This is a genomic window from Pedobacter indicus (assembly GCF_003449035.1).
Lineage (GTDB): Bacteria > Bacteroidota > Bacteroidia > Sphingobacteriales > Sphingobacteriaceae > Albibacterium > Albibacterium indicum.
Genome location: NZ_QRGB01000001.1, coordinates 55,119 through 68,437, shown reverse-complemented (window position 1 = coordinate 68,437; position 13,319 = coordinate 55,119). Strand labels below are relative to the sequence as shown.

Here is a 13,319-nt window from a genome sequence, read left to right as displayed (position 1 = left end):
CTCTTATTTTGATGAATACAGAACAGGGTTAAGACTCGGGTCATTGTACATTTTCATCTGTTTGTACACTTTCATAATCTTTTTCCCTTCAATAATGTCATTGAGCAGTTCGTCGATACTCGTTGAAAGATCTTTTTGTTGTTCCATTAAAACCGCTAATTTGGTTTTGCAAGCATCCAGATGAGCTTGGTCAGCGTCTTCACGCAGGGTTTCCAATTTCATATGATAGATCTTTAAAGCCAAAATAGATAGACGGTCGATTGCCCATGCCAGACTTTCAGTATTGATGGTAGCATCTGGTTTAGGTATGATATTATCGTATTTATTCAAAAAATAACTGTCAATGTATTCGACCGTATCGGTGCGCTCTTGGTTTGACTTATCGATCCTGCGCTTCCATTGCAGCGCCATCTCAGGAGCGATGTTCGGGTCACGAACCTCATCCTCCATATGCCACTGAACGGTATCGATCCAGCATTTTAGATACAACAGGTGTTCTATTCGCTCTGGCGGATAGGGGTTCTGGATAGGGAAGTCTATTTCATCATGAACATGGTAATCCTTGATGGCTGCTTCGAAAATAAGATTTGCTGAGTCACTGATCATGCCCAAATTTACGGATTAATATTCGCTTTTCGAGCAGCGAAATAATCTGCGACGGCTTTTGTATCGAGGCAGTTAAAACAGTGTTCTGCTTGCAAACCTCCCTTTCGAGCCATGTGGATGCCGTATTTCATATATTCCAGTTCTTCTGTATGATGCGCATCGGGGTTGATGGACAGCATGACACCTTTTTCCAGGCAATATGACAACCACCGCCAATCGATATCAAGACGCAAAGGATTTGCGTTGATTTCAATAATCACCTGATTGGCGGCACATGCATCAATTACTTTCTTGTGGTCAATCGGATACCCCCGTCTAACCAGTAGCTGCCGGCCGGTAGGGTGACCAAGAAAGGTGGTATAGGGGTTTTCGATCGCTTTGATCAATCGGGCAGTAGCCTTCTTTTCGTCCATAGAAAGCTGGGAATGAATGGACGCGACTACAAAATCGAAGCCAGCTAAGATCTCGTCCGGGTAATCCAACGAGCCGTTCGATAAGATGTCTGATTCAATTCCCTTGAAAACGTGAAAGGGTGCCAGCTTCTTGTTCAGGGCATCGATCTCTTCCCATTGTCCCTTCACCTGGTCGATCGTTAACCCACTTGCGTAAACGGCAGTTTTCGAGTGATCCGATATTCCAAAGTATTCCAGATTCAACTGGTCACGGCAAAAGAGAGCCATCTCCTCAACCGAAAATACACCATCACTCCAAAGACTGTGATTGTGCAGTGCGCCTTTGATGTCTGAAAATTTTACCAGATCTGGGAGCGCATCCGTTAAAGCGAGCTCTATCTCTAAGTTTCCTTCGCGCATTTCTGGAGCGATAAAACTCATCTTTGCTTGCTTATAGATACCTTCCTCTGATTCTAAGGCAGGGATTGCTGTTTCTGGCAATTGATCTTTGAGAAGGTTAACATGCGACTGCGAACCCGTTGTTTCGATTAAACGAGCTGAAAATGATGTAGGGTCGCAATAGTGAAAAATAACGTCAATCCCGGAACGGTGCTGACAGGATATATGTTGGTCTTTTTGTTCGATCCCTTCCAGTTCATCGATATTCTGAAGGACAGCGTATAAGGGATCTGCTGGCAGCGCGACCAAAATATCGATACTGCTGACAAGCTCCATCAGCCGGCGCATGTCACTAGTTAAGGCAAATTTTGTATCTGTATCGAGTTGGTTACGAAGCTTTTCTAGTATTTTGTCGGCAGTTTTTTCCGCATCGGCAAACCGAAATTTACCTTGGTTTTCCATCGCATATTCCAGAACGTTTTGTAGTTTAGCCTGCGTTTTGGCACCGAAACCCTTGAGCTTCGATATTTTATCTTCCTTACAAGCATACCATAGCTCGGCTTCATTATCGATACCGAGGTCGTTCCAAATAACCGACATTTTCTTCGGACTGATCCCTTTGATCTTCAATAGGGGGACTATTCCGGGAGGCGTTTGCTGAATCAGGTCGTTCAGTTCGCTCATGTGGCCTTTTTCGAGAATTTCGGTGATCTTGTTGGCTGTGCTTTTCCCAATTCCAGGTATTTCACTCAGTTCTTGTGTGCTTTTTGAGGCAACAGCAAAGGGTAGTTTTGCTATCGTTGAAGCTGCATTGCTTATCGCTTTAACCTTAAAAGAGTTTTCGCCATGAAACTCCAATAGCTTAGCTAATAGTTTGAATTCACGCGTAACCGCCTTATTATTCATGGTCTCGTTATTTTATCGTAATCGTATAAGGCAATCGGGCTTGTATCCCGGTTTGTTCTAATGTTCCCTTGGCTTGTTGATATACCGGATATGCAGAACCTAGCTCTTGCTTTAAAAACCACTGACTAATCCTATCCTTACTATTACCCAATAGGGATTCGAACGGATCAGAAATAGCCGGATAGGTCACGATCTTGTATTCATCGAGTTCCGCTTTGCTTGCAGCAGCTACGATTGCATCATCAATTCCACCAAGCTTGTCAACCAGACCTAATTCAAGCGCTTGTGACCCCGACCACACCCTGCCTTGTCCGATACTGTCGATGTAGCTTTGTTTCTTGTTCCGGCCGTCAGCTACCTTTTGGGTGAAAGTATCGTAAATTTGATTTACACTTCGCTGGATGATTGCTTCTTCTTGTGCTGTTAATGGTCTATTGATCGATCCCAGATCAGAGAATTCGCCGGTCTTTACCACATCGAACGTAACACCCAGTTTGTCATTAAAGAAGCCCTGCATGTTTGGAATAATACCGAATACTCCGATAGATCCGGTGATGGTATTGGGTTGTGCAAAAATCGAATCGGCAGCGGTAGAGATATAATAGCCACCTGAAGCAGCCAAATCCCCCATAGACACGATAATCGGTTTAGTCGCCTTCGTAAGTTCCACTTCACGCCATATTACGTCAGAGGCCAGCGCACTTCCTCCTGGCGAATTAACGCGCAAAACGACTGCTTTTACTTTGTCGTCTTCACGGGCCGTCCGGATAGCTCTTGATATCTTTTCTGAACCGATCTGCTTGTCGCTACCTTCACCTGAAACAATATCGCCTACTGCGTAAACCACAGCAATCCGATCTCTGCTGGTACCCGATTGGCTTGGGTCTTTTACAACGTACTTTTCAATGCTTACAGATTTTATTTTGTCTTTTTCCTCAAGGTTCAGTAATGATTTCAGTTCAGCAAGCACTTCGTCTTTGTATTTTGTAGCATCAACCAAGCCGTAAGTAACCGCATCGTCAGCGGTTTCAATTTTTAACTCATTTGCAATTTGAAAAAGTGAATCTGCTGAAATATCACGACTTGCTGCTATCTCATCCAGGTAATTCGTATAGATAGAACCTAAGAAAGAAGTTACCTGTTCTCTGTTCGCCGGACTCATTTTGTCGAGTATAAAAGGTTCCACTGCACTTTTATAGGTTCCCACTTTTATAACCTGAGCTTCAATACCGAGCTTTTCAAGAGTATGCTTAAAGAAAACGGACTGGCTAGACAAGCCGCTGAAGTCTATAATTCCTTCAGGATTTAGATAAACGTTATCAGCCGTTGACGCCAGATAATAGGTTCCCTGCGAATAATATTCACTATAAGAGAGGATAAACTTCCCGGAGGATTTAAAATCAATCAGTGCATCCCTGATTTCTTGGAGTGTCGCGAAGCTGGCACCCATCATGCTCATATCTAGGTAGATGCCTTTTATTTTGTCATCGGTTTTAGCATACTTTATTCGCGTCAAAATATCATTCAACCCGATATTTTCCGAGAACATATCAGCGAACCTATAAGCTTGGAAATTGTTCTTATTTGTTCTTTCCTCGATTGGATAATTCAAGGAGATATGAAGTACCGTATTATCGGATATCTCAACTGTCTTGTCAGACACGCTACTGACCCAGGCACCCATGATGCCAAAAGTGATAATGATGATCAAAAAGAAGGCTATGATAATGCCGACCAGCGTGGCCAATACTGATTTAAAAAATGATTTCATTCGGTTCTCTTTCTTAATTCGTTCAAATGCAAATTTAAGCATTAGATGTTTCCCCCGACATTATGTTACACTTTTTTAAATTTAACGGTTGTGATAACTGTTAGCTGATATCTTACGACCATGTATGAGAATTGTTTAGATCCATAATGGAATGACAATGGAATCCATCCGCATTTCATCCGCATTTTTGTTGTAAAAAAGTGGAGGTGGTATGTATTCGGTACATCTGAATTTTATCCGCGTGTTAAACAAGTTTAAAACAATTCTAGAAGTAAAATTTAATAGTTTTGCCGTATGAATGTCGTTTATCTGTTATTGGGCGCTAACTTGGGTGATCGGCGTAGGCAGCTGTCCCACGCGATACGTGAAATTGAACAGCATATAGGTGTTGTTGTCAAATGCTCTTCTGTATATGAGACAGAGGCCTGGGGTGTAGACGACCAGCCTTCTTATTTCAATCAGGTTCTCATGGTTGAGACTGCGTTGAAACCACGTGAACTCTTGGCGTCAACTCAGGGGATTGAAAACCGATTGGGGAGGACGCGGACGAAAAAGTGGGAATCACGTGTGATTGATATCGATATCCTGTTTTACAATGAACAGATAATCGAAGAGGAATCCCTGACGATACCGCATCCTTTATTGCATAGGCGCAAGTTTACGTTGTTGCCGCTCACTGAGTTGACAAAGGAGCTCATGCATCCGGTTCTAAGAAAAACAGTAGGGCAATTGCTACTGGAATTGGAGGACCCATTGGAGGTAAAGCGACTTGATGATGTCGAAGGGGATTAACGTTTTGTGCTCAGTTTCAATACAGATAGTAGGATGTAGGTTACGATAATGAGACCGATAGCAGCAAATTTGAATAAAGCGAAGAAAATGATGGAAAGGATAATGAGCGTATATTGATAAGCATTCTTTTGTATATCCAGGCTTTTAAATTTCAGTGCAATCAATGGCAATTCTGAAATCATTAAGAGGCTTAAAACCCCTATGAGAACCAAAAGGCCAGCAGTAGACTGGAAAATATCCCCAATAAAACCGGGTTGCTCGATCAGGTAGGGGATTGATAAGACAACAAGTGCTGACGAAGGAACGGGGAGGCCGATAAAACTATCACTTTGGCGTGTGTCGATATTGAATTTGGCTAAACGTAACGCAGAAAATATGGTTAAGATGAATGCTGTGTATGGAAGCCAAGAAGCTTGTTGCTCTGATCCGGTGGAAGTTCCAATAAGCTGAAAAATAATTACGGAAGGTAAGAACCCGAAGCTGACTACGTCGGCCAGGGAGTCGAGCTCTTTTCCTAAAGCAGAATTGATTTTCAGAGCGCGCGCTGCCAGACCATCGAAAAAGTCAAAGAACGCGGCTAATAAAATAGCATAACCGGCGCTCTTCAAATCTCCATTAAATGCAAAGACTATCCCGACGCACCCGCTAAAAAGATTTAGACAAGTAATGACATTCGGAAGAGAAAGCAGCATTTTATTCTAAATTTTAACGGTTCATGCTGATAAGAAACTCGTCATTATCGCGTGTCCCTCTCAACTGTTGCAAGAGGAATTCCATGGATTCATTCGAATTCATATCAGCCAGATGATTTCTTAATACCCAAATTCGTTGGATTGTTTCTTTATCGTGAAGAAGGTCGTCCCTTCTTGTGCTTGAAGCGGTTAAGTCGATCGCTGGGAATACACGTTTATTCGACAGCTTTCTGTCTAATTGTAATTCCATGTTCCCGGTACCTTTAAATTCTTCAAAGATCACTTCATCCATTTTTGAGCCGGTATCAATCAGCGCTGTGGCAAGAATGGTTAGAGAGCCACCGTGTTCGATGTTACGCGCCGCACCGAAAAAGCGTTTTGGTTTGTGCAAGGCATTTGCGTCAACACCACCGGAAAGAATTTTTCCGGATGCCGGAGCTACCGTATTATATGCACGTGCCAATCTTGTGATCGAATCTAATAAGATAACGACATCGTGTCCGCATTCCACCATTCTTTTTGCCTTTTCGAGTACGATGTTTGCAATTTTAACGTGACGTTCAGCTGGTTCATCAAACGTTGAAGCTACAACTTCGGCACGAACACTTCTTGCCATATCGGTTACTTCTTCCGGTCGCTCATCGATCAGGAGGATAATTAGGTATGCTTCTGGATGATTCTTAGCGATTGCATTCGCAACATCCTTTAAAAGCATTGTTTTACCCGTTTTTGGTTGAGCGACGATCAGTCCGCGTTGACCTTTACCGATAGGGGTGAACAGGTCGATAATCCGGGTTGAATAATTATTGGCGCCGTTATATAGTTTAAACCGTTCGGTAGGGAATAGCGGTGTCAAGTAATCAAAAGGTACACGATCCCGAACTTCTGCTGGATTTTGCCCGTTGATAGATTCAACCCGAACCAATGGAAAGTACTTCTCTCCTTCTTTCGGCGGGCGGATGCTTCCGCGGACAGTATCACCCGTTTTAAGTCCGAATAACTTGATTTGTGACTGCGACACATAGATGTCGTCAGGCGAAGTCAGGTAATTATAATCGGATGATCTTAAGAAACCATAACCGTCAGGCATGATTTCGAGTACCCCTTCGTTGGCAATAACGTTATCAAAATCTAATGCAGAGATGGAACTGCCGCTGTTTGAAGCTTGGTCACCTTTGTTGTTAGAAGTTTTTCGGTCTTGTTTTTCTGTTTGTGGATGCTGCTTTTCCTCTGTGCTGCGTGGGGTAGGTTCAGGTGTTCGGCTGTCAGCATGCGGTGCTGATGATCTTTCTGTTTTGTGATCCTCTGTCGATCGAATTGGTTTTACCAATCTCGTTCGTTTCCGAGGCTTTTCCTGTGAGTGTTCCTCTGTTTTCTCTTCGTTTGTAGCCGGAAAGGCAGAGATTTGTTGTGAAGTTGAGCTTGACTCATTGCTGCTTTTCCGTGAACGTGGTCTTGCCTTTTCAGGTTCGGCACTCGTTGGTACCTGCTCCTGGTTTGTGTCATCCCCTCCATTTTCGACAATTCTTTTAATGAGCTCTTGTTTTCTCAGTTTGTCGGCTTCCTTTATCCCAATTGTTTTGGCGATTTCGCGTAGCTCAGACACAAGCTTCGCGTTCAATTCATTAATATCCATCAAATAATTATTATAAATAAATCGGATTATTGCTGTTTAAAGCAGTTTCTATCTTTTCCAAATAGATCTGTTATGAAATATTTTTTTTCTAAGCGCTAAGATAATTTGATTTTCTCAACCTGAGTAATTTTGAGATTACGGCACAATTCTATGCATAAGATTTGGAAAATCAAAAAAAAAATGAAAATAATCGCCTTAACACTTCTATTTTAATAGTTTTGCATCAAATTTTATACAAAAAATATGACTAGAGCTGAGTTAATTCAGGAGATAAAAACGAAGCGTTCTTTTCTGTGTGTGGGTCTTGATACGGATGTCGCTAAGATCCCGGAATTTTTATTGGATTATGAAGATCCGGTATTTGAATTTAACAAGAGAATTGTTGAAGCTACTGCCGACTTGTGCGTGGCTTACAAGCCCAATATCGCATTTTATGAATATAGAGGGGCAGAGGGTTGGAAGAGCTTGCAGAAAACCTGGTCTATCTTGCCGGACAACTGTTTTACGATAGCTGATGCAAAAAGAGGGGACATCGGAAATACAGCTACGATGTACGCACGTGCATTTTTCGACGAAGGACAGGGAGGTCTGGGTTTTGATTCGATTACGGTAGCGCCTTATATGGGTGAAGATTCTGTGAAGCCTTTTTTGAAATTCGAGGGGAAGTGGGCGATCGTGCTTGCCTTGACCTCCAATGAAGGAAGTGCAGATTTTCAAAATACGATTGATCAGAATGGTTTGAGTTTATATGAAAGGGTAATTACTCGAACCAATCAATGGGGCAGTGAAGAAAGTTTGATGTATGTTGTAGGGGCCACACGTGGTGAGGCATTTAAAAAGATACGGAAACACGCTCCAAATCATTTCTTATTGGTGCCGGGCGTCGGCGCGCAAGGGGGAAGTCTGGATGATGTTTGCCGTTATGGGATGAATGGTGATTGTGGTTTGCTTGTGAATGCTACACGGTCCATTATCTATGCATCTAGTGGTAGGGATTTTGCAGAAAAGGCCCGTGAGGAAGCACTTGCTCTTCAAAAGCAAATGGAAAGTGAATTGGTGAAAGCGAATGTCATTTAATAAGCGTATATTTGTTGGTACAAATTAACACGATGGGTGACCTGTGAATTTATCACAATTCCGTAAAAAACCATGGTCTGGTTTATTTATTCACTATCAAATTGTACCTTTGTAACAGAGAAAAAACTAATTGGCGATTGAGCACAGTGCTTTTCTAAGAACGCCGATAAACGAGAGGATGCAGACAGCCCTCTCAAAATTCTATAATATGAGTTCAGAAAAAGAATTATTAGAAGAATTAACTACCGAAGAATACAAGTACGGGTTTACCACGGATATCGAAATGGAAGTGGCGCCCAAAGGCTTGACCGAGGATACGATTCGTTTTATTTCCGCGAAGAAGAATGAGCCGGAATGGTTACTCGAGTGGAGACTCAAAGCCTTCCATTATTTTATGGGAATGGGTATACCGACCTGGCAAAACTTTAAGCATCCTGACGTTGATTTTCAGGATATGTCCTATTATGCTGCACCGAAGGCTAAGCCTAAGTTGAACAGTATGGATGAAGTTGATCCGGAATTATTGGATACTTTCAATAAGCTGGGTATTCCATTGGATGAACAGAAGGTGTTGGCAGGAGTGGTAGCGGTGGACGCCGTATTCGACTCTGTGTCGGTGAAAACGACCTTTCAGAAGAAGCTGAAGGAGCAGGGTGTTATATTTTGTTCTTTTGGAGAAGCTGTACAGGAACATCCTGATCTTGTGAAGAAATATCTGGGAACGGTTGTTCCGTCGACCGATAATGTTTATGCAGCATTGAATGCGGCTGTTTTTTCTGATGGATCGTTTGTATATATACCAAAGGGAGTAAGGTGCCCAATGGAACTGTCTACCTATTTTAGGATAAACGCGGCGAATACAGGTCAATTTGAAAGGACATTGATCATTGCCGACGATAAATCTTATGTGAGCTATCTGGAAGGCTGTACGGCTCCTATGCGTGACGAAAATCAGATGCACGCGGCGGTTGTTGAGTTGATTGCAATGGAGGATGCTGAGATTAAGTATTCCACGGTGCAGAACTGGTTCCCGGGAGATAAGGACGGGAAAGGTGGTATTTATAACTTTGTGACAAAACGTGGTATTTGCAAAGGGGATCGGAGCAAGATTTCCTGGACTCAGGTGGAAACTGGCTCGGCGATCACATGGAAGTACCCCGGAGTGATATTAAAAGGGGATAACTCGGTCGGTGAGTTCTATTCTGTCGCTTTGACCAGAAACCACCAAGTTGCTGATACTGGTACTAAAATGATCCATTTGGGAAAAAATACCCGTAGCCGGATCATTTCTAAAGGTATTTCGGCAGGGGTTAGTCAGAATAGCTATCGTGGTTTGGTTAAAATTGCCAAAGGAGCCGATAATGCAAGGAACTTTACACAGTGTGATTCCATGTTGATCGGTGATAAGTGTGGCGCACATACCTTCCCTTATATCGAGACCAAAAATAGTACGGCGATGTTGGAGCATGAGGCTACGACATCAAAAATTGGAGAAGATCAGGTGTTTTATTTGAACCAACGAGGAATTGATTCAGAACAGGCAGTAGGTCTTATCATTAACGGCTATGCCAAAGAGGTCCTCAATCAGTTGCCGATGGAGTTCGCCGTGGAAGCACAGAAATTATTGGCGATCTCTTTGGAGGGCAGTGTCGGATAATCTTTGCGCGATACAACAAGAGAATAGTACAAGTATTTTAATTGATAAAAACAGCAAAAATAAAAATAAAGAAATGCTAAATATAAATAACCTTCAAGCGTCGATTGAAGATAAGCAAATATTAAACGGGTTGAACCTTCAGGTAAATCCAGGAGAGGTGCACGCAATTATGGGACCGAACGGGTCTGGTAAAAGTACATTAGCCTCTGTGCTGGCTGGTCGACCAGAATATGAGGTAACGGCAGGTGAGGTAACATTCGATGGGAAGGATCTATTGGAATTAGCTCCGGAAGAGCGCGCTGGTGAAGGACTTTTTCTTGCTTTTCAATATCCGGTAGAAATACCAGGGGTTTCTAACATAAACTTTCTTAAGACTGCAATCTCTGAAATTAGAAAATATAAAGGGCTTCCACCATTGAGCGCTAAAGAGTTTCTTGCTCTCGTTAGGGAGAAGCAGAAATTGGTTGAATTTGATGCTAAGTTAACTAATCGTTCGTTGAATGAAGGGTTTTCAGGAGGGGAAAAGAAACGAAATGAAATTTTCCAACTTGCGATGTTGCAGCCGAAGTTGGCTATTTTGGATGAAACGGATTCGGGATTAGATATCGATGCGTTAAAAATCGTAGCAAACGGAGTTAATCAATTGAGGTCACCTGATAACGCTTTCGTATTGATTACGCACTATCAAAGACTCTTAGAATACATTGTGCCCGATTTTGTTCATGTGTTGTATAATGGCAAGATTGTTCGTTCTGGTACCAAAGAGTTGGCTTTGGAATTAGAAGAAAAAGGCTATGATTGGATTAAAGAGAATGTTAGTGCCTAAAATGCAATTTATAAAATAATGATTACACAAGTTTCCAGCTCTTTATATCAACAACTGATCAATTCAGACGATGTTCTAATTTCACCGTCTGTGACTTTTGAGCAAAGACGTAAAGATGCTTTTGAGCGATTTAAAAGTATAGGGTTCCCTTCGGCGAAAGCGGAAGAGTGGAGATATACAAATATACAGCCGTTGTTAAATGATACGTATCAGATTGATGCGCACTTGCCTGGGCGATCTGTGAACCTCGATGTAGCTAAGGTCGATGGTTTGGACGCTTACAGGATTGTAGTGGTGAACGGCGTCTTCCGGAAAGATCTTTCGGATACGATTGATGAATCAGGGGTATTTGTTTCTTCTTTTAATGAAGCTGCTGATGAGGATGTCTTGAAAGAGCATTTTGCAGCGCACGCTGATAAATCGGACAACCCATTCGTGCCACTGAACACCGCCTTAGCCAAGGATGGTTTTTTTGTGCACATCGTGGGAGGGAATGTAGTTCAGAAGCCGATCCATATTATTCATGTTGGCGCAGCAGACTCGCAGACTTTCTTTCAGGCTCGTAATTTAATTGTACTGGGCAAAAGTGCTGAGGCGGAGATTATTGAGACCTTCATTAATGAGCAGGGTTCTGCAAAAATATTCGCTAATACGGTAACTGAGATCGTTGTGGAAGAAAATGCGAAATTGGAGCATTACTATTTGCAGCAATCTGAATCTACAGGCAATTACAATAATCATACAGAAGTTATTCAAGCGAAATATAGTCTGTACAACAATTATAACTGCACATTCCCCGGTGCGTCTTTCGTACGCAATACGATTAATGTGAGATTGATCGACGCCGATGTTGAAAGTCACCTGTACGGGATTACATTGCTGTCGGATAGTGAGTTAGCAGATAATCATACAATTGTTGACCATCTGAAGCCAAATTGTGAGAGCTACGAATGGTATAAGAATATTCTCCAAGATGATTCGACTGCGGTGTTTAACGGAAAGATTTTCGTTCGGGAAGATGCTCAAAAGACAAATGCATTTCAGCAAAATAATAATTTGTTATTAAATCCCAATGCGACAATCAATACCAAGCCTCAGTTGGAAATCTTTGCAGATGATGTAAAATGTAGCCATGGTTGTACCATTGGACAGTTCGATGATGAAGCAAAATTTTATTTACAAGCGCGCGGTATTGGTGAAGACCAAGCGAAAACTTTGTTGGTTCATGCATTTGCGTTTGACGTGACGGAACGATTTAAAAATGAAGTGTTAAAGCAGCATGTAAACCATCTGGTTGAGCTTGGACTGAAACATGCTTAAGGAATAAGTTTTGACAGAGTACGATATTCATAGTATTAGAAACGATTTTCCGATTCTGAGAAGTCTTGTGAACGGTAAGCCATTGGTCTATTTAGACAATGGTGCATCTTCACAAAAGCCTCAGTCGGTAATTGATGCGATAGATCATTACTATACGAGCCAGAATAGTAACATTCATCGTGGTGTGCATCATTTGAGTCAGATAGCAACGGATGCTTATGAAGTTACTCGCCGTAAATTGCGTGCGTTTATCAATGCGGCGCATGAACACGAGGTAATCATAACCAAAGGTACAACGGACAGCATTAACTTGGTCGCTTCCAGTTATGGCAATTCGTTTATTAACGAGGGCGATGAGGTGATCATTTCGGAGATGGAGCATCATTCGAATATCGTTCCGTGGCAAATGATTTGCGAAACAAAAGGAGCGGTGTTGAAGGTTGTCCCGATTAACGATGCGGGAGAGCTGGATATGGATGCTTATCGTGATATGCTGAATGAACGAGTGAAAATAGTATCCGTCACGTATATTTCTAATACATTGGGGACGGTTAACCCTGTTAAAGAGATTATTGATCTTGCTCATCAACACCAAATTCCTGTATTGTTGGACGCTGCACAGGCTATACACCATACCGTTGTTGATGTACAGGAACTCGATGTTGACTTTTTGGCTTTTTCTGGTCATAAAATGTACGGACCAACGGGTGTTGGGGTGCTTTATGGTAAAGAAGAACTGCTAAATAAGATGCCTCCCTACCAAGGCGGAGGAGACATGATTAAGGATGTTACCTTCGAGAAAACAACCTATAATGAACTTCCTTTTAAGTTTGAGGCTGGTACTCCAAATATAGAAGCAGGCATTACTCTGGCGTTTGCGATCGATTATATTAACTCGATTGGTTTGGAGAAGATTGCACAATATGAGCATGAGCTGTTGGAGTATGCAACTAGTCGGTTAGAGGCCATCGATGGGTTAAAGATTATTGGTACGGCAAAAAATAAGTCAGGCGTAATTTCGTTCATTGTTGAAGATATCCACCCTTATGATATTGGGGTCATTCTGGATAAATTAGGAATTGCAGTCCGCACCGGACATCACTGTACGCAACCGCTGATGGCGAGATATAATATTCCTGGAACTGTCCGGGCTTCTTTTGGGTTATATAATACCAAAGAGGAAATCGATGTGCTGGTAGCGGGCGTGAAACGCGCTGTTACCATGCTGTCTTAATGCTTCTACAC

General features: G+C 42.2%; 11 protein-coding genes. 6 read left to right on the top strand and 5 right to left on the bottom strand.

Going from position 1 to position 13,319, the window contains the following annotated elements:
* Positions 1-3: 3 nt before the first annotated feature.
* The 3 genes from D3P12_RS00350 to sppA are packed head-to-tail and all read right to left on the bottom strand — an operon-like array spanning position 4 to position 4,074.
* Positions 4-606, bottom strand: coding sequence for a DUF4254 domain-containing protein (locus D3P12_RS00350; protein ID WP_118193118.1), 603 nt, complete (start codon positions 604-606; stop codon positions 4-6).
* An 8-nt stretch (positions 607-614) separates the two neighbouring features.
* Complete coding sequence (locus tag D3P12_RS00345) at positions 615-2,303, bottom strand: helix-hairpin-helix domain-containing protein (RefSeq protein WP_118193117.1); 1,689 nt, start codon at positions 2,301-2,303, stop codon at positions 615-617.
* 7 nt (positions 2,304-2,310) lie between these two features.
* Positions 2,311-4,074: a signal peptide peptidase SppA gene (sppA, locus tag D3P12_RS00340; protein ID WP_118196914.1), complete on the bottom strand. Its 1,764-nt coding sequence runs from the start codon at positions 4,072-4,074 to the stop codon at positions 2,311-2,313.
* A gap of 294 nt (positions 4,075-4,368) precedes the next feature.
* On the opposite strand from sppA, the gene folK reads away from it, so the two are divergent.
* Positions 4,369-4,866: a 2-amino-4-hydroxy-6-hydroxymethyldihydropteridine diphosphokinase gene (folK, locus tag D3P12_RS00335; RefSeq protein ID WP_118193116.1), complete on the top strand. Its 498-nt coding sequence runs from the start codon at positions 4,369-4,371 to the stop codon at positions 4,864-4,866.
* Here folK and pssA read toward each other — a convergent pair.
* Both pssA and rho read right to left on the bottom strand, forming a co-directional pair.
* A complete protein-coding gene (gene pssA, locus D3P12_RS00330) occupies positions 4,863-5,558 on the bottom strand; it encodes a CDP-diacylglycerol--serine O-phosphatidyltransferase (RefSeq protein ID WP_118193115.1) in 696 nt (231 codons plus the stop codon). The two genes, folK and pssA, sit on opposite strands and share 4 nt — an antisense overlap.
* Positions 5,559-5,571: 13 nt before the next feature.
* Positions 5,572-7,194, bottom strand: coding sequence for a transcription termination factor Rho (rho, locus tag D3P12_RS00325; RefSeq protein WP_118193114.1), 1,623 nt, complete (start codon positions 7,192-7,194; stop codon positions 5,572-5,574).
* Between the two features lie 243 nt (positions 7,195-7,437).
* On the opposite strand from rho, the gene pyrF reads away from it, so the two are divergent.
* The 5 genes from pyrF (at position 7,438) to D3P12_RS00300 (ending at position 13,308) form a co-directional block, all read left to right on the top strand.
* Positions 7,438-8,271, top strand: coding sequence for an orotidine-5'-phosphate decarboxylase (gene pyrF / locus D3P12_RS00320; RefSeq protein ID WP_118193113.1), 834 nt, complete (start codon positions 7,438-7,440; stop codon positions 8,269-8,271).
* A gap of 208 nt (positions 8,272-8,479) precedes the next feature.
* Positions 8,480-9,928: a Fe-S cluster assembly protein SufB gene (sufB, locus tag D3P12_RS00315; RefSeq protein WP_118196913.1), complete on the top strand. Its 1,449-nt coding sequence runs from the start codon at positions 8,480-8,482 to the stop codon at positions 9,926-9,928.
* 73 nt (positions 9,929-10,001) lie between these two features.
* Positions 10,002-10,754, top strand: a complete 753-nt coding sequence (gene sufC / locus D3P12_RS00310) for a Fe-S cluster assembly ATPase SufC (RefSeq protein WP_118196912.1) — start codon at positions 10,002-10,004, stop codon at positions 10,752-10,754.
* A gap of 18 nt (positions 10,755-10,772) precedes the next feature.
* Positions 10,773-12,074 (top strand): Fe-S cluster assembly protein SufD, encoded by a 1,302-nt coding sequence (gene sufD / locus D3P12_RS00305; protein WP_118193112.1) that lies wholly within the window; start codon positions 10,773-10,775, stop codon positions 12,072-12,074.
* A gap of 10 nt (positions 12,075-12,084) precedes the next feature.
* Positions 12,085-13,308 (top strand): aminotransferase class V-fold PLP-dependent enzyme, encoded by a 1,224-nt coding sequence (locus tag D3P12_RS00300; RefSeq protein WP_118193111.1) that lies wholly within the window; start codon positions 12,085-12,087, stop codon positions 13,306-13,308.
* Positions 13,309-13,319 lie beyond the last annotated feature (11 nt).

Excerpts from the sequence above, each read along its gene's own strand:
- D3P12_RS00350 (WP_118193118.1), bottom strand. The coding sequence starts at position 606 with ATGATCAGTGACTCAGCAAATCTTATTTTCGAAGCAGCCATCAAGGAT.
- D3P12_RS00345 (WP_118193117.1), bottom strand. The coding sequence starts at position 2,303 with ATGAATAATAAGGCGGTTACGCGTGAATTCAAACTATTAGCTAAGCTA.
- sppA (WP_118196914.1), bottom strand. The coding sequence starts at position 4,074 with ATGAAATCATTTTTTAAATCAGTATTGGCCACGCTGGTCGGCATTATC.
- folK (WP_118193116.1), top strand. The coding sequence starts at position 4,369 with ATGAATGTCGTTTATCTGTTATTGGGCGCTAACTTGGGTGATCGGCGT.
- pssA (WP_118193115.1), bottom strand. The coding sequence starts at position 5,558 with ATGCTGCTTTCTCTTCCGAATGTCATTACTTGTCTAAATCTTTTTAGC.
- rho (WP_118193114.1), bottom strand. The coding sequence starts at position 7,194 with ATGGATATTAATGAATTGAACGCGAAGCTTGTGTCTGAGCTACGCGAA.
- pyrF (WP_118193113.1), top strand. The coding sequence starts at position 7,438 with ATGACTAGAGCTGAGTTAATTCAGGAGATAAAAACGAAGCGTTCTTTT.
- sufB (WP_118196913.1), top strand. The coding sequence starts at position 8,480 with ATGAGTTCAGAAAAAGAATTATTAGAAGAATTAACTACCGAAGAATAC.
- sufC (WP_118196912.1), top strand. The coding sequence starts at position 10,002 with ATGCTAAATATAAATAACCTTCAAGCGTCGATTGAAGATAAGCAAATA.
- sufD (WP_118193112.1), top strand. The coding sequence starts at position 10,773 with ATGATTACACAAGTTTCCAGCTCTTTATATCAACAACTGATCAATTCA.